At 32.5% G+C, this 17,015-nt stretch carries 17 protein-coding genes and 1 riboswitch; of the genes, 10 read left to right on the top strand and 7 right to left on the bottom strand.

Annotated features, from left to right (window positions below):
- Positions 1 to 9: 9 nt before the first annotated feature.
- Both rplU and rpmA read left to right on the top strand, forming a co-directional pair.
- On the top strand, positions 10 to 432 hold the full coding sequence (gene rplU, locus ACFPTQ_RS01185; protein ID WP_379772832.1) for a 50S ribosomal protein L21: 423 nt from the start codon (positions 10 to 12) through the stop codon (positions 430 to 432).
- Between the two features lie 24 nt (positions 433 to 456).
- The gene (gene rpmA / locus ACFPTQ_RS01180) at positions 457 to 723 is read left to right on the top strand and encodes a 50S ribosomal protein L27 (RefSeq protein WP_026712573.1); all 267 of its coding nucleotides are present in this window, start codon (positions 457 to 459) and stop codon (positions 721 to 723) included.
- A gap of 327 nt (positions 724 to 1,050) precedes the next feature.
- Here the strand turns inward: rpmA and ACFPTQ_RS01175 are convergent, their stop codons facing one another.
- The 4 genes from ACFPTQ_RS01175 to ahcY all read right to left on the bottom strand — a co-directional run bounded on the left by ACFPTQ_RS01175 (position 1,051) and on the right by ahcY (position 7,783).
- Entirely contained in the window at positions 1,051 to 3,858 is a 2,808-nt protein-coding gene (locus tag ACFPTQ_RS01175; RefSeq protein ID WP_379772829.1) for an outer membrane beta-barrel protein, read from the bottom strand.
- Positions 3,859 to 3,930: 72 nt separating this feature from the next.
- Positions 3,931 to 5,652, bottom strand: coding sequence for a hypothetical protein (locus ACFPTQ_RS01170; protein WP_379772826.1), 1,722 nt, complete (start codon positions 5,650 to 5,652; stop codon positions 3,931 to 3,933).
- A 217-nt stretch (positions 5,653 to 5,869) separates the two neighbouring features.
- Positions 5,870 to 6,196, bottom strand: a complete 327-nt coding sequence (locus ACFPTQ_RS01165; RefSeq protein ID WP_379772823.1) for a hypothetical protein — start codon at positions 6,194 to 6,196, stop codon at positions 5,870 to 5,872.
- 270 nt (positions 6,197 to 6,466) lie between these two features.
- Entirely contained in the window at positions 6,467 to 7,783 is a 1,317-nt protein-coding gene (gene ahcY / locus ACFPTQ_RS01160; protein WP_379772820.1) for an adenosylhomocysteinase, read from the bottom strand.
- Between the two features lie 331 nt (positions 7,784 to 8,114).
- Here ahcY and ACFPTQ_RS01155 point away from each other — a divergent pair, with 331 nt between their 5' ends.
- Positions 8,115 to 8,747 (top strand): 4'-phosphopantetheinyl transferase family protein, encoded by a 633-nt coding sequence (locus ACFPTQ_RS01155; protein WP_379772817.1) that lies wholly within the window; start codon positions 8,115 to 8,117, stop codon positions 8,745 to 8,747.
- 1 nt (position 8,748) lies between these two features.
- On the opposite strand, the gene ACFPTQ_RS01150 is transcribed toward ACFPTQ_RS01155, so the two are convergent.
- Both ACFPTQ_RS01150 and ACFPTQ_RS01145 read right to left on the bottom strand, forming a co-directional pair.
- A complete protein-coding gene (locus ACFPTQ_RS01150; protein WP_379772814.1) occupies positions 8,749 to 9,141 on the bottom strand; it encodes a group III truncated hemoglobin in 393 nt (130 codons plus the stop codon).
- Complete coding sequence (locus tag ACFPTQ_RS01145; protein ID WP_379772812.1) at positions 9,142 to 9,423, bottom strand: hypothetical protein; 282 nt, start codon at positions 9,421 to 9,423, stop codon at positions 9,142 to 9,144. It lies immediately after the preceding gene.
- 131 nt (positions 9,424 to 9,554) lie between these two features.
- On the opposite strand from ACFPTQ_RS01145, the gene ACFPTQ_RS01140 reads away from it, so the two are divergent.
- From ACFPTQ_RS01140 to ACFPTQ_RS01120, 5 genes are all read left to right on the top strand, one after another.
- The gene (locus ACFPTQ_RS01140; protein WP_379772809.1) at positions 9,555 to 10,280 is read left to right on the top strand and encodes a geranylgeranylglyceryl/heptaprenylglyceryl phosphate synthase; all 726 of its coding nucleotides are present in this window, start codon (positions 9,555 to 9,557) and stop codon (positions 10,278 to 10,280) included.
- Complete coding sequence (gene pnuC, locus ACFPTQ_RS01135) at positions 10,281 to 10,922, top strand: nicotinamide riboside transporter PnuC (protein WP_379772807.1); 642 nt, start codon at positions 10,281 to 10,283, stop codon at positions 10,920 to 10,922.
- 11 nt (positions 10,923 to 10,933) lie between these two features.
- Positions 10,934 to 12,532 (top strand): DUF4301 family protein, encoded by a 1,599-nt coding sequence (locus ACFPTQ_RS01130; protein ID WP_379772804.1) that lies wholly within the window; start codon positions 10,934 to 10,936, stop codon positions 12,530 to 12,532.
- A gap of 25 nt (positions 12,533 to 12,557) precedes the next feature.
- Positions 12,558 to 12,959 carry an alternative ribosome rescue aminoacyl-tRNA hydrolase ArfB gene (arfB, locus tag ACFPTQ_RS01125; protein ID WP_379772801.1) on the top strand — a complete coding sequence of 134 codons (402 nt, stop codon included), beginning with the start codon at positions 12,558 to 12,560 and terminating at the stop codon, positions 12,957 to 12,959.
- A 94-nt stretch (positions 12,960 to 13,053) separates the two neighbouring features.
- Positions 13,054 to 13,149, top strand: a riboswitch (TPP riboswitch).
- Between the two features lie 91 nt (positions 13,150 to 13,240).
- Entirely contained in the window at positions 13,241 to 15,403 is a 2,163-nt protein-coding gene (locus ACFPTQ_RS01120; RefSeq protein WP_379772798.1) for a TonB-dependent receptor, read from the top strand.
- A 54-nt stretch (positions 15,404 to 15,457) separates the two neighbouring features.
- On the opposite strand, the gene ACFPTQ_RS01115 is transcribed toward ACFPTQ_RS01120, so the two are convergent.
- Positions 15,458 to 15,877 (bottom strand): hypothetical protein, encoded by a 420-nt coding sequence (locus ACFPTQ_RS01115; RefSeq protein WP_379772796.1) that lies wholly within the window; start codon positions 15,875 to 15,877, stop codon positions 15,458 to 15,460.
- A 162-nt stretch (positions 15,878 to 16,039) separates the two neighbouring features.
- Between ACFPTQ_RS01115 and greA the strand changes: the two genes are divergently transcribed.
- Both greA and ACFPTQ_RS01105 read left to right on the top strand, forming a co-directional pair.
- Positions 16,040 to 16,516: a transcription elongation factor GreA gene (gene greA, locus ACFPTQ_RS01110; RefSeq protein ID WP_278034739.1), complete on the top strand. Its 477-nt coding sequence runs from the start codon at positions 16,040 to 16,042 to the stop codon at positions 16,514 to 16,516.
- 63 nt (positions 16,517 to 16,579) lie between these two features.
- Positions 16,580 to 16,969, top strand: a complete 390-nt coding sequence (locus ACFPTQ_RS01105) for an HIT family protein (protein WP_278036516.1) — start codon at positions 16,580 to 16,582, stop codon at positions 16,967 to 16,969.
- Positions 16,970 to 17,015: the final 46 nt, after the last annotated feature.

Genomic DNA, 17,015 nt, shown 5'->3' with positions numbered 1-17,015 from the left:
CAATTTGGTATGTATGCAATCGTAGAGATAGCAGGGCAACAATTCAAAGTAAGCAAAGACTTAAAGGTTTATGTTCACCGTTTAGCTAACGAAGAAGGATCAAAAGTTTCTTTTGATAAAGTTCTTTTGTTAGATGACAATGGGAATGTAACTTTAGGCGCCCCAGCTATAGAAGGTGCTTCAGTAGAAGCTAAAGTGTTACAACACTTAAAAGGAGATAAAGTTATCGTTTTCAAAAAGAAAAGAAGAAAAGGATACAAAAAAAGAAATGGTCACAGACAATATCTTACTCAAATTGTAATTGAGGGTATTACTGCAACAGGTGCTAAAAAAGCAGCTTCTAAAAAAGCAGCAGTTGAAGTAACTACAGAAACAGCTGAAGCTCCAAAGAAAAAAGTAGCAAAAGCTAAAAAAGAAGATACTCAAGAGTAATAACAATATTAAAACTTAAACATCATGGCTCACAAGAAAGGTGTCGGTAGTTCTAAGAATGGTAGAGAATCAGAATCGAAACGTTTAGGTGTTAAGATTTTTGGAGGACAAGCTGCTATCGCAGGGAACATCATCGTAAGACAAAGAGGTTCAAAACACAATCCAGGTGAAAATGTTTACATCAGTAAAGATCACACACTACATGCAAAAGTAGATGGAATTGTTAAGTTCCAAAAGAAAAGAGATAACAAATCTTATGTTTCTATCCTTCCATTTGAAGTAGAAGCTTAATTGATTTTCTCAATTTATTAAAAACCGTCCCGAGTAATCGAGACGGTTTTTTTGTGTTTTATTGTGCCGTTTTAAATAAACCCGAATTAATCATTGGAAGTTATGATAATAAGACACTAATGATTCCATTAGGGTTAACCCTGAATTTTAAAAAAAAACATTGGTTAGATTTACTTTATTGATTCTGTTTTTTCTAATGCGGAATTTGGGATAAAGATGTTTTTGTGTATCGTTATTTCAGGACGGATACCGTTTAATGAAAAATCCCCTTCTTTTATAGAGAAAGGGATTTGTTGTATTATATACTTGAATGATTAAAAAGGAAGGTTAATCCATCCTTCCTCCACCGAAGCCACCAAAACCACCACCGCCAAAACCACCCGGGCGATCCATACCTTCCATGTTCCTGAAATTTCGTCCAGGAGGTCTTTGTGTTCCCGAGAAATTTTGAATTTTATAAGTTAAAGAAAACATAGCATAGCGTTTTAATACGGTGTTTTCGTTATCGGTAACTGCAGTTGATGAAATATTTCGCGTAATACTTTGGTTTTGATTTAGAACGTCATAAATTTTGACTTTAGCAACAAAAGTTTTGTTCATGAAACTGTAGGATAAGCTGGTGTTCCATAAATAAAAGTCTTGGTTGATAGAATTGTAAGTATATCCAAAATCATTACCCCAAGTCCAGTTAGTTGGCCAGTAACTTGTAGTTTGTAGATTAAGTCTATGAACTACATTTGATCTTGATCTAAGGGTACTGATATCATATTTTGATTCATTGTATGAAAAATTATAAGAAGGAGCAACAGTGAAAAATTCTCCGTAATCATAATTCAAATAAATTCTTGGAGAAAATCCTATTGATTTAGCTCCATAAAGAATGGAGTTTGTGAATCCTTTTTCAAATCTATAATTAACATTTAAAGCAATTCCATAACGTAATAAGTTGGTTTCTTGTTTGATAGATTTGTTCCAGCTACCACCACCAGAAATGGAGTGGTTACCAGATATATTTGTGTAAGTTGTTGTTCTACTATTGTCAGAGTTATAAATGGCTGTACTTATTACATCATTATTATTGTAATTTCCATTAATGTAAAAGTTGTATCCTGAGCGAGTTCGGAAATCAAAATTTCTATAATTCAAGTTTGCAGTATGGGTTTCGGTAGTTAACAAGTCAGGATTACCAGTAACTGTATTCAAAGTATTGGATACATTTTCTACAGGTAATAATTGACTGGCGGATGGTACCGATTGATTATAATTGTATCTAAATGTTAAATTTTTAGAACGATCTACACTATATCTAATTTGGGTACTTGCACTAGGTAAAATATATTTTTTGCTTAAATCTGTTGCTACTCCTTTATACAATGCATAGTTGTCGTATTGTAAGATGGATGTTGACGAATTGATGTCAAAAGTATATTTGTTTTTTTGAATTCTAAAACCAGCTTTTGGAGCAATACTATTTTGTTTTGAAGACATATAGGTAGTTTGTTCTTGATTAACAGAAGTGTAATTGTCATTACCTATATCATCAAAAGTTTTATTATCATTGATGTTATTTTGGTAGTCATAAGACACTCCAATTCTAAAACGGATAGAATCTGTTACTGGTTCTGTAAATTCAATCTCAGCATTATAAGAATCGCTATTGCTGCTGTTTTTGATATTTTGGTCACGAATAATACTTCTGTTTGTAGTATAGAAATTCGTTTCAGATCCAACAAAGTTATTAGAATCAGCGTTCGAATTGTTGTTGTTGAATGATAAACTTAAATTTCTAGCTTTTTTTTCAAAAGACTTATTGAAATTTATTGCATTACTAAAATTTTTCGATTCATTTTTATTCATTGTTTTTGAAAACGCATCGTTTGCTAGAGTGTTGTTTGTTAAATTTTTACTCGAGCTGTTCGATTCAGAATTGCTATCGGATATAGATGAATTGAATTTTGGAGCAATAAATAATCGAATAGATGGTGATATCTTGTACTCAACCTCTAAGTTAGCTTTATTGCTAGTGTTTCCGTTGTTAGTATTCGAATTTGATTTGGTTTCAAAGAAATTCCCATCGGGTCTCAATTCAATAGAGTTTGAGCTGTTTTTGTTTTCCGTATTTGTATCTGAATAATCGTAGCTGGCATTGGTTTGGAAATTTTTAAATAATTCATCTGAATAATTAAATCCTAACAAGTTTGATGTTGTAATACCATTTGCCTGACTTCTGTTTACAGAAGATCCACCACGGTTGTTTCTTCCGCCGCCCATGTTGTCAAAAACTTCATCCTGAGAAAATCCTTGCGCATTTATATTATTAGAGGAACCTAATAAACTAATTTTTCTATTGTTGTTAAAATAATTTACAATAAAACTCGATTCGTATCTATCATCAGTTCCATAGCCACCCATGAATTTTCCAAAATACCCTTTATTTTTATTGTCGTCAATAGTTAGATTGATACTTGAATTGTCTGAAGCGGCTTGGTCTTTAGAATATTCTTCTTTTTTTGTCTTAAAATCAGATACCTGAACTTTATTAATTATTTCAGCAGGTAGGTTTTTTAAAGCCATTGCGCCATCACGCCCAAAAAATGGTTTTCCGTTTACTAATACCTGCGTTACTTCTTTACCATTAGCGGTAATTTTCCCATCATTGTCTACTTCAACTCCAGGCAGTTGTTTTAATAAAGCTTCCACATTGGCATCTGGACGTACTTTGAATAAAGAAGCTTTAAATTCTATAGTGTCGTTTTTAACTCTAATGGGAGGTTCTTCCGCTTTTACAGTTACTTCTTTCAGTGAGTTTACTGTTTCAGATAGGTAAATATTGCTGAAATCTTTATTAGTAGACACACCATTTTGTTCTTCTGCAAAAGTATCGAAGCCCATAAAAGTTACTTTTAAGAACACTGGTTTGTCGTTTTTTTTAACTGCAAAGCTAAAGTCTCCATTTTTATCGGTTAATGTATACTCTAAAACAGTTGAATCTTTTACCGTTGTAATATATACGGTAGCCGATTCTAATGGAAGTTGGTTGTTGATGTTGAGTACTTTTCCTTTTAAAATGTAGCTTTGAGCTGATGCATTTAAAGAAAACAACAGTACGAATAGAAAAGATAAATATTTACACATAATAAATTGGTTAAACTTATCGTAAGATGTCATTTAACCAGAAAGGTTTAATTATAAGTGTAAAATTTATATTTATTTAATTCTTGAACTGTTAATTTTTATGTCGGCCGTAGCCCAGCTTTTAGCAATTTCTTTGTCTATATCATTAACTAAATTTTGTTTGCCTAGCTTTTTATAAGCTAATTTTAGTCCATGTTGTGCCCATCCATTATTAGGGAATTGTTTTAGATCTTTTTTATAAGTTGTGATCGCAGCATTGTATTCTTTTGATTCTATTTGAACGGCTCCTAAATGATGTCGTACAGAGAAGAACCAGTCGGGTGGTTCGTTATAATTTAATTGATCTTCTATGGAAATTGCTTTTTCAAATAAAGGAATACTTTCTTTGTAATTTTTCTTGGAAGCTAAAATTTCTCCTTTTAAAACATTGCTGGCTATTTGTAAAATTTGATCCATCGAATTAATACCCCAAATGGTCATTTGTTTCATATAAGGGTCTTTGGATATAATTTCGAGTTTAGCTAATTCTGATTTGGCTTTAGCTAAATCTTTTTTGCCTAAAAAAGCCATGCCTTTTGCGTAATGCGAAATAGCCAAAGGATATTTTAAGGTGTCGGATACTAATTTCATTTTTAGAATGTCGTCCCATTTTCCAAATTTCACCGCAATAAAATAAGGAATAACATAATAATGCTGCAAAGTTGACCATCCGGGTTCTATCATGGTTTTAGGATTTACTAGATTTGCAGTTTCTTTTGCTGCAAGCATTGCCCATTTGTAATTGCCTTCCAAAGTCGCACAGGCAGCCATGAAATGATAATTATGCGGATAATAACCCAATGGGTAGGCGCCCTGTGCATGACACATAGTTGTATAATTACTGTCTATTTTTACAGCGTTAATATTGGCCATTGTTCCTTTATGATATTCTCCAGTTCGGATATAAATGTGTGAAGACATATGGGTAAGATGTCCAGAAGCTGGGGCTAATCCATCATCAAAAAGTTTAGCACAATTATTCCCTCTTTCGGGAGTTTGAGAAGCTTCTACCGCATGAATATAAAAATGATTAGCACCAATGTGTTTTGGATTCTGTTTTAGTACCTTTTCTAAAATGGAATCGATTTCAGGAGTCCATTGTTTAGGAGTTCCATCCTTTTCGTATAAATCCCAAGGATGTAAGTCCATAATGGATTCAGTATACATTGTTGCTATATCATTGTCTTCAGGATATTTTTTTGAAAGTTCCTTCATTGCTTTTGAGTAACTGATGTCAAATTGACTTCTATCCTCAATAGGTTTTGCAGTATATCTCTTAGACAAAGCATTGATTAAATCTTTTTCTTTCTCAGTAGCCTTGTTAGAAAGTTTTATGGCTTGTTGGATAGCTTTATAAGCTCTTTCATAATTATCAGCTTCCATTCCTGCATTATAATTAGGCCCCAAAACATAGGCGTATCCCCAAAAACACATAGCGCATTTTGGATCTAATTTTGAAGCGTAATAAAAGGAGCGGGCTGCTTCGGCATGGTTGAAGCCGTAAGCTAGCGCAAGTCCTTGATTGAAATATTTTTGTGCTTCGTGATTTTTAGTACTTATAGGATAGTCAATAATATCCATTCCGTCAAAAAGTGGCGCTTTATTGTCGGATTCAAACCATTTGGCATCTGTTGTAGCTGGTGCGCAACCATAATTATTACTGCCTGCAAGGATTTTTTTTTCCTCTTGAGGTGCTTTTTTACAGGAGTAAAACAGTATGCAAAGGATTAAGATTATCGTAGCAATAGTTCTCATAATAATCTGATTTTAGGTGTATTAAAGTTAGTTTAAAACTGTTTAAAATCAAATTATTGTGGAGAGTTTTTAGTTTTGAATAATAAGTTTTAAGGTTAAAATCAGTTATTCAGAAAGCATAGAAGAGTAAATGTGGTTTTATGGTATTTTCTTCTTATCAGGAATTTATTTTTTAATTAAAAATTTGAATTTCTCAAAAGAGAATTAAACTAGATTTTTATCTTTTAAATTTAAGCTCTTCTATTGCTAATTCTATGTTTTTTACTTTTTCTGTTCTTAATTCCAGTATGATTTTTGCTTTAGATAGTTTGTCGTTTGATTTGGCAATTTGTTTTTTATATGTCTCAATTTCTTTTAGGAGTTTGTAGTTATCATTAGTTTTTAAACTTTTTTCAAGTTGGACTAATTTTTCTTGTTCTTTTTTTAAGTTGGCCTCAATTCCCCATGTTTCTCTTGCTATTTTTATTAGTTTTTGTTCTTCCCTTGCTAATTTTGCTTTTGCAACATCTTTACTGCTTAAGTTAAGTGGTTTCATAGTAGGCAAAGTTTCAGGTTGTTTTGGTCGTGATTCTAGACTTGCTCTTCCAAAATCATAAGATGGTCGTAACTTGGTTGGATTAAAACTTTGGGCGTTTATAAAAAAGGGTAATAGTATTATAATTAAGCTTACTCTCATTTTTGTTTTTTATTTTAAAAGTAATAATAAAATTCTTATGTGAAATTTAATTACAAAAGGTTTTTATTAAAAGCAATAAAAAAAACCCTAACATTTCTGCAAGGGTCTATCTTAATACTTAGTACTAAAAGCTTAATACTAATATCTGTAATATTCTGGTTTGAATGGCCCTTCAACAGCAACACCGATATAATCAGCTTGTTCTTGAGAAAGTACTTCTAATTCTACGCTTAATTTTTTAAGGTGTAAAGCAGCCACTTTTTCATCCAAATGTTTAGGTAACATATATACTTCGTTTCCGTAAGCAGCTGAGTTATTCCAAAGTTCAATTTGAGCTAAAGTTTGGTTTGAGAAAGAGTTAGACATTACAAATGATGGGTGCCCAGTTGCACATCCTAAGTTTACTAAACGACCTTCAGCAAGTATAATGATTTCTTTTCCTTCTACGTTGTAAATATCAACTTGTGGTTTAACTTCTGATTTAGTAGCTCCATAGTTAGCGTTCAACCAAGCCATATCAATTTCGTTATCGAAGTGTCCGATGTTACAAACAATAGCTTTGTCTTTCATTTTTAAGAAGTGTTCCCCTCTTACAATGTTAAAGTTACCAGTTGTAGTGATGATGATATCAGCGTTATCCACTACAGTATCTAAACGTTTTACTTCATAACCGTCCATAGCCGCTTGTAAAGCACAAATTGGGTCGATTTCAGTAACAGTTACAATAGAACCAGCTCCACGGAATGAAGCAGCAGTTCCTTTTCCTACGTCACCGTATCCACAAACAACAACTCTTTTTCCAGCTAACATAACGTCAGTAGCACGACGTACAGCATCAACAGCCGACTCTTTACATCCGTATTTGTTATCAAATTTAGATTTAGTAACCGAATCATTTACGTTGATTGCAGGCATTACCAAAGTTCCGTTTTTCATTCTTTCGTATAAACGGTGAACTCCTGTAGTAGTTTCTTCAGAAAGTCCTTTGATATCTGCAGTTAATTCAGGGTAACGGTCAAAAACCATATTCGTTAAGTCTCCACCATCATCCAAAATCATGTTCAATGGTTTTCTGTCTTCACCAAAGAATAATGTTTGCTCAATACACCAGTCAAATTCTTCTTCGTTAAGACCTTTCCAAGCATAAACAGGAATTCCTGCAGCAGCAATCGCAGCAGCAGCGTGATCTTGAGTTGAGAAAATGTTACAAGAAGACCAAGTAACTTCAGCTCCTAAAGCCACCAAAGTTTCAATTAACACAGCAGTTTGGATAGTCATGTGTAAACATCCTGCAATACGAGCTCCTTTTAAAGGTTGACTTGGACCGTACTCTTCGCGAATTGCCATTAATCCTGGCATTTCAGCTTCAGCTAATTGAATTTCTTTTCTTCCCCATTCAGCCAAAGCAATGTCTTTAACTTTGTATGGTACATATGGAATTGTTGTAGTACTCATTTATAGTATATTTGTAATTATAAATTTTTTGCAAAATTACATAATAACTTTAGAATTAAACTAATTTATCTAATATTTATGAATTGTTTAAGGTCTTAATAGTTAGAACTTTAGTTTGAGAATATTTTTTAGGAGCTAATCCTGCTTTACGCTATATTCCCGATAAACAAAAACTACGGCTGAAAGCTTTGTTTTTCTCAATTGGGAGATTCCGTTACTGTCAGGGCTAAAGTGACAGAAAGAAGAAGACAGTAGGCAGAAAAGAGAAAGCAGAAAGATTAAAAAGATACATTTAACCCATAACTCACAACTCAATCCCAAATTCAAAAGAATGCCTTTATTTAAAAAGATAGAATTTAACGCTACTACACAAATATACATTTGGAAAATAACCGAATCTTTCGAGCAATTGTCTCAGGAAGTTGAGTTAAATCCGGTGTGTCAGGAGCGTATTGCTACTATGAAATCCGAATTACACCAACGTGGTTTTTTAAGTGTACGTAAATTACTAAACAAAGCGGGCTATACCGATTTTGACTTGTATTATGATGAATTTGGTAAGCCTCATTTACAGGACGGGAAACATATTTCTATAACCCATTCTCACGAATTTTCATCAATTATTGTAAGCGACGAAGTAGTAGGAATAGATATCGAATTGCAACGAGAAAAAATCATCCGAATTGCCGATAAATTCTGCGATGCCGAGTTACAATATTTAAACAAAGAAGCTATTTCAGAATACATTAAAAAATTAACAGTAATCTGGGGAGCCAAAGAAGCTATTTTTAAAATTCAAAACGAAAAAGGAATCAGTTTTAAAGATCATATTGCTGTTAATCCATTCGATTTGAATCAAACGGAAACTGTTGCCAATTTGCACTTTGGCGGTATGGATAAAGCATTCAAAATTTACTTTGAAGAAATTGAAAATTTTACGTTAGTGTATGCTTTAGTCAAATAATCTATGCCGATACACTTCGGTTTTTAAACATGTTGAGGTAAAAAAAGCTTCCCATTTTTCGCGCTCTATCTTTTAAAAGACCTGTATTATCTCCTTGATATAATTCATCTAAGGTTTGAAACCAATAATTTAACCAAATACCAAATTCGTTAGCGCTAATTTGACTATTAAAATATTCGTCTACTTTGTTATGAACGGCAATTGGATTGCCTTTGTATTTACGGATGCCGAATAAATTAGTTTCCCAAAAATCAATTAGCTTTTCTAGGTGGGAGTCCCAGTCAGCAATGAGTTCGTTAAAATAAGGACTGATTTCCTTATCAGCCCTTATTTTATCATAGAATTGATGTATTAGAACCGAAATATCGGCTCTGTTTTCAATGTCTTTTTTCATTTATAAATTGTTTATAATGATGAAGAATACGCTTGAAATCATGCTTAACAAAACGGCATTAAAAACAACTTTGTGTTTCATTTGTGCTAAAATAGAGGTGTTAGCAATCATACTAATGAAAACAACAAGAACGAGTTGAATCATTTGTGTTATAGATGTTCCGTTAGCTAATACAGCCATTGCAGCAGCTCCGCCTAAACAGCTTTGTACTAGGATACTTAATGAAGCAGATGCAAAATAATTAGTATCAAATTTTTCGAAGGTGTTGTTGTAAAGTGTCATAATGATTTGTTTTAATAATACAAAATTACAACGGCTTGCAGGTCGTATTTTATGATATAAATCATGTTCCTATAATATTTTTATTTTTTAAAATTGGATTACTAACAGATATAATTACTTTTACTCCTGAGATGAAAAAGCATACCATATATCAGGAAATTGTAGCAGCAAAGTCAGCAAATAAGAAATTATTAGCGATACTTTTAGATCCCGATAAAATAATTTGGGAAACTATATCCGAATTAATTTTAAAAATTAATCAATCGCCTGCTACTCATGTTTTTATTGGTGGAAGCCATGTTGGTACTACAATTTTGGATGATTTGATTGTTAGAATTAAAGAAGATTGTACTTTGCCCATTGTTCTTTTTCCAGGTCATCCTTCTCAAATTTCAAAATATGCAGATGGGATTTTGTTTTTAACATTATTGTCAGGCCGAAATCCCGATTATTTAATAGCGCATCAGGTAAATGCAGCGCCAATTTTGAAGCAAACTCAATTGGAAATTATTTCCACAGGGTATATTTTGATTGAAAGTGGTACAACAACAGCCGTGGAGCGTGTAAGTAATACTAAACCGATTGATAGGAATAATTTAGATTTGGTTTTGGCAACCGCTTTGGCAGGCGAAATGTTGGGTAATAAACTAATTTATTTGGAAGCCGGTAGTGGCGCACAACAAGCTGTTCCCCAAGAAATGATTGCTGCTGTGGCTCAAAATAGTTCTATTCCACTTATTGTAGGTGGAGGAATTATAGACACACAAGGAATTCAAAAGGCCTATGATTCTGGAGCTGATTTAGTAGTGATAGGTACAGCTTTTGAAAGAAATAGTAATTTTTTTAACGAACATTAAATGATTGATTATTTTTTTTCTCAATATGCTACTTATCCTATTTCCGAAATTATTCTGGAGTTAGTAGCTGTTTTTTTTGGCTTGGCTAGTGTATGGTTTGCAAAAAAAGACAATGTATTGGTTTTTCCAACAGGATTAGTAAGTACTTTTATTTATGCTTATTTGCTTTGGAAATGGAATTTATTAGGCGATTCGATGATTAATGGCTATTATTTCATCATGAGTATTTATGGTTGGTACCATTGGACTCGAAAAAAAGGCAATGAGGTCGAGTTTCCTATTTCGGTAATGACAAAAAAAGAAGGCAGTATTGCAGCGGTTTTATTTGTGTTGACACTTGTATTTGTCTATCTGGTTTATCAATATTTTGATAAGTTTGTTAATTGGTATAATTATGTAGATACGTTCTTAACAGCACTTTTTTTTGTTGGGATGTGGTTAATGGCAAGAAGGAAAGTCGAAAATTGGATTTTTTGGATTGTAGGAGATTTCATTTCTATACCTTTGTATTTTTGTAAGGGATATACATTTACAAGTTTGCAGTATTTCATTTTTACAATTTTGGCTGTACTAGCTTATTTTGAATGGAAAGAAATATGGAAAGTTCAAAAAATGCAATCTGAAAATACAGTTGTAACTTAACAAAAGAGTTAGTGGTAGAAAATTCAAAATCAATTGAAGATTTAAATAATAGTAAAAGTATGGGTTTGTCTGAACAAGATTTGGAACAAATGAACCAACACGGTGTTTCATTAGATGTTGTAAAAAAGCAATTAGCAATTTTTAAAAAAGGAATTGCTAAGATGGAATTAGTAGAAGCGGCAACAATAGGGAATGGCATTTTAAAATTCACTACGGATGAGTTTATAGATAAAGCTAATTTCTTTGATGAGCACAAGTCTAATTTGAAACTATTAAAATTTGTTCCCGCTTCGGGCGCAGCCACGAGAATGTTTAAGTTTTTGACTGCTTTTGTCGCTGATTTTAATATTGAAAAAGAGTCTATTAATGCCTATATTAATAGAAAAAAGGATAGTAAACTACCTGTTTTTATAGTGGGTATGGAGAAATTGCCTTTTTTTGAAATGATTTATCAAAAATTAAAGTCTGAAATTGTCAATTTTGACAGCTTTTCTAGGGATTACAAAAATTATTATTTCATCAAATTCATGTTGGATTCGAAGTATTTTGATTTTGCTTCTAAACCAAAAGGGATTTTGCCTTTCCACAAATATGCTACCAGAATCGCTACTCCTATAGAAGAACATTTGTATGAATGTGGGTATTATTCTAGTTCTAAGGGGAAATCATATTTGCATTTTACGGTGACAGAATCACATCAGGAAGAATTTGAAAAAATTATTAATGATGTTAAAGCTAATGTTGAAAAAGAGACCCAAACTACTATTGAAGTAAGCTATTCCTATCAAGATAAAAGCACCGATACCATTGCGGTAACCATGAATAATAAGCTTTTTAGAACCGATGAAGGTAAATTACTTTTTAGACCTGGAGGACATGGTGCATTGATTGATAATTTAAATCAATTAGATGCCGATATTATTTTTATCAAAAACATTGATAATGTAATTCTTCATAACAATGAAACCATTGCTCTTTATAAAAAAGCACTAGCAGGAGTACTGTTAGAATTACAACAAGAAATTTTTGCCTGTTTGAATCTAATGGATTATTCTAATGTTACCGATTCACAAATAGAGGAAATCAAAACTTTCTTGAAATCAAAACTAAATGTAAATGTAAAATCGGATTTTGATTTGTACACTTTTGAAAATAAAATCAAGGTATTACGTGGTATTTTAGACCGCCCAATGCGTGTTTGCGGAATGGTTAAAAACGAAGGCGAACCTGGAGGTGGTCCTTTTTGGGTAAAAAATGGTCAAAAAGGAATTTCATTGCAAATTGTAGAATCTTCGCAAGTGGATTTATCCGATAAAAAACAAGCTAAAATAATGGAAAATGCTACGCATTTTAATCCAGTAGATTTAGTTTGTGCTACTAAAAATTATAAAAACGAGAAGTTTGATTTGCACCAATTTGTAGATGAAAACACCGGTTTTATTGTCGAAAAAAATCATCAAGGCAAAGATATTAAAGGCTACGAATTACCTGGATTGTGGAATGGAGCAATGGCTAATTGGTTAACCGTTTTTGTAGAAGTACCTTTGATTACTTTTAATCCTGTAAAAACAGTCAACGATTTATTGAAAGAAGCACATCAGTCCTTGTAGTCATACTGAAACAAGTTCAGCATCAATGGAGATCCCAAAAATCATAACGGAATTACAATACAAAGCGGTTAGAAGTAGCGGTGCAGGAGGACAAAATGTAAATAAGGTTTCGTCTAAGGTGGTTTTGTCTTTTGATTTGAAAAACTCTCAGGCTTTGTCCGATGAGGAAAAATTGTTGATAGAAACAAATTTAGCTTCAAGATTAACTGCTGATTTGGTTTTGATACTTCAATGTGATGAAGACCGAAGCCAACTTAAAAACAAAGAAATAGTTACGAAACGTTTTTTGGAACTGATTAAAAAAGGGCTCCATGTTCCTAAAATCAGAAAAGCAACAAAAGTCCCCAAATCGGTAATCAAGAAACGAATTAAGGATAAAAAGAATCTTTCGGATTTAAAAAAATCAAGAAGAAAACCGGATTTTTAGTATCAAGAATTGGAGAATTAAGTATTAAGATATTTGGGATTATCTAAAAATCTTAATACTTGATGCTTTTATTTTAATTCTTTTCTATCTTTGCACCGTCTCAAAGGGGTGCTCTAAATAACGAGCTGAGATCATACCCAATGAACCTGAGCAAGTAATGTTGCTAAGGGAAATTAAGATAAATTAATGGCGAAAGCCATTGGTATATGAGTTGAACAAATCTATTTTATTACAGTAACAAAAGAATAATTCCCCCTTTTATTCGTAAAAAACAATTACGGATGAACACTTTTTTAGTTTCAAAGTCACAAAGTCACAAAATTTCTAAGTTTAAAAATCAGACTTATTTCTTGTCTTTTTTCTTTCTTCTATCTTCTTTACTCTCTTTTTCACAGGAAAAAGATACCACAAAAGTCAATCAATTAGATGTCGTTTTAGTATCTGCGGTTCGTGTTACAACTAAAACACCGGTTAGTTTTAGTAATTTGGACAAAAAGGATATTGCTCCACGCAATTTAGGTCAGGATATTCCAGTTTTGATGAACTATTTGCCATCTGTGGTAACTACTTCAGATGCTGGAAATGGTTTTGGTTATACAGGTATTCGTGTTCGTGGTAGCGATGCTACACGTGTGAATGTAACTATTAACGGAATTCCTTATAACGATGCAGAAAGTCAAGGAACTTTTTGGGTAAATATGCCTGATTTTGCTTCTTCCGTTGAAAGTTTACAATTACAACGCGGAGTAGGAACTTCAACAAATGGTTCTAGTGCTTTTGGTGCAAGTTTGAATATGTTGACAGATTCCTATTCGAAAAAAAGTAGTGGAGAGATTTCGAATTCTTTCGGAAGCTTTAATTCTCGTAAACATACAGTTAAATTTAGTACTGGATTGATGAATGAACATTTTGAATTGGCTGGTCGATTATCTACTTTAAAATCAGATGGATATGTGGATAGAGCGAGTTCGGACTTGAAATCCTATTTTTTACAAGGAACTTATGTGGGGAAAACAAGTTTGATTAAAGCCTTGGTTTTTGGAGGAACCGAAAAAACCTATCAATCCTGGAACGGAATTGATGCAGCAACACTCAATACTGACCGTAAATTTAATTCGGCCGGAATGTTTACTGACGAAAACGGGAATGTTCGTTTTTACGATAACGAAACCGATAATTATCAGCAAGATCATGCACAATTGCATTGGAATGAAAAATGGTCAACTAATTGGAGTTCTAATTTTGCCTTGCATTATACTAAAGGGAAAGGATATTATGAGAATTATAAGGAAGATGCTGATATGGCTGATTATGGTTTAACCAACGTTGGTCAAATAGCTACAACTGATTTGGTGCGTCAAAAATGGTTGGATAATGATTTTTACGGAACAACTTTTTCTGTAAATTATAAGAATGAAGATTTAGATGTTATTCTTGGTGGAGGCTGGAATAAGTATGAGGGCGATCATTTTGGAAAAGTGATATGGGCACGATATGCTTCAACTTCAGAATTAGGAGATCGTTATTATGATGATTTTTCGACTAAAACAGATGGAAATGTTTTTGCGAAGCTAAACTATCAACTTACAGAGCAGTTAAGTTTATATGGTGATTTGCAATATAGAAATGTCAGTTATAAAGCTAATAGTTCGGAAACAGGAAATGTAGATGACACTTTTCATTTTTTTAATCCAAAAGCAGGTTTAAATTTTGCAATAAACGAAAATAACAACTTGTATTTTTCATATGCACGTGCTAATCGCGAACCTAATCGTACGGATTATGAAGGTGGAAGTGTAAAGCCAGAAAGCTTAAATGATTTTGAATTAGGATGGCGTTTTGTAGTTCCAAATACGCAAATTAATCTTAACGGATTTTATATGCGTTACAAAGACCAATTGGTTTTAACGGGGGAATTGGATGATGTAGGTAATCCAATACGAACAAATGTAGGTAAAAGCTATCGTTTGGGTTTAGAAGCTGAGGCTAAAATTCAGTTGTCTAAGAAATGGTTAATCAGTCCAAATTTTACGGTAAGTGATAATCAGAACATTGATTTTGTTTTAGATAATGGAACCACTTTGGTTGCTTTAGGAAATACAACTATTGCTTTTTCTCCAAAGTTTATTGCTGCGAATAGTGTGGTGTTTTCTCCAATTGCCAATTTGCAATTGAATTGGTTATCAAAATTTGTGGGTAGCCAATTAATGAATAATATAAATGATCGTCAGGGTAAATTGAAAGATTATTTCGTGAACGATTTTAATACTACTTATACCATTTTCCCTAAATCTGTTTTCCAATCAGTTACTATTAGTGTTTTGGCTAATAATTTTGCTAACAGAAGCTATGTTTCTAATGGTGCTGATTATGGAGGAGGTTATGTGTATTATTATCCTCAAGCGGGAGCTAATTTCTTAGCAGGATTGACTTTGAAGTTTTAATTTGTAGTTTCTATTTAAAAAGCCTGAAAATTTAATACTTTCAGGCTTTTTGTTTTAGTTGTACACTCTAACTATATTTCCAATTTTCTCAGCGCGGTATTGTTTTAAAGGATATTGTAATTTGCCTTGTCCTGTAAACATGCTGTATTCTTCATTGTCACATGGACAAAGTAAATTTATTCCTTTTATAGTTAATGTAGAACAACTACTCAATGCCTGATTAGGGCAAGCAGCATCAAAAGCATTATAGCTTGACCCAGTATAAAACACATAGATGCCTTTAGGTCCTACTTCTGGTCCTGAATAGTAAATAGCGTTACTGGCATAATTAAGTTTTGAATAAGCTGGATAATTTAAATCGAAAGTTATCGAAAAATTATAGTTAGGGATATAAGGATTGTTGTTCTTAAATCCATTATCTGAACAAGAAAAAAATAAAAGAACGACTAATGAAATGTTGAGGATTTTTTTCATGTTTATATTTTGTGAAAGTATTAGTGAAACAAATTTAATTTATTTACTTTTGAAATGTTATAAGCTTAACAGATAATTATAGACTATTAAAAATTATACTATATTTGTAGCAAGAAATCCCGTTGCGATGGGATTTTTTGTATTTATATAAACGACGAAATTATGAGTAACGTATCTTATTATACTGCAGAAGGATTAAAAAAGTTAAAGGAAGAATTAGAGTATTTAAAAGCGGTGATGCGTCCTAAAGCATCTCAAGATATAGCCGAAGCTCGTGATAAAGGCGATTTGTCTGAGAATGCTGAGTATGATGCAGCTAAAGAAGCTCAAGGTTTATTAGAAATGAAAATTTCTAAACTGGAAGAGTTATATGCTAATGCAAGATTAATTGATGAATCACAATTAGACCTTTCTAAAGTGTTGGTTTTATCTAGCGTTAAGATAAAAAACCAAGCTAATGGAATGGAAATGAAATATACTTTGGTAGCCGAAAGTGAAGCTGATTTAAAAACAGGTAAAATTTCGGTAACTTCTCCAATTGGAAAAGGATTACTAGGAAAATCAGTAGGTGAAGTAGCCGAAATAACAGTTCCTAACGGAAAATTGAAATTCGAAATTTTAGAAATCACAAGAGAGTAGTTTTTAAATTTGTATTTGTTTTTTTGTTTAATCGGATAAACGAATAGCCAAATAACCCAATTAATAATGAGTATATTCACCAAAATAGTAAAAGGAGAAATTCCATGTTATAAGATAGCTGAAGACGAAAATTACTTTGCTTTCTTGGATATTAATCCTAATGCAAAAGGACATACGTTATGTATTCCTAAATTTGAAGTCGATAAGATTTTTGATATGGACGAAGCTCATTTTTTAGGGCTAATGCATTTTTCTAGAAAAGTTGCCAAAGCAATCGAAAAAACGGTTCCTTGTAATCGAATTGCTATTTCGGTTATAGGATTAGAAGTGCCACACGCTCATGTGCATTTGATTCCTTTGAACACTATGGAAGACATTCGATTTCAGAAAAAAGTAACTTTGTCTAAAGAGGAATTTGAAAGTTTAGCTCAGGAAATTAGCGCTAATTTATAATACAATTTACAACTATAAACGACACGAATTTTATTCGTGTTTTTTT

Source organism: Flavobacterium sp. GCM10022190 (assembly GCF_042656445.1).
Classification (GTDB): Bacteria; Bacteroidota; Bacteroidia; order Flavobacteriales; family Flavobacteriaceae; genus Flavobacterium; species Flavobacterium nitratireducens.
This window is presented reverse-complemented; position numbering and strand designations above follow the sequence as displayed.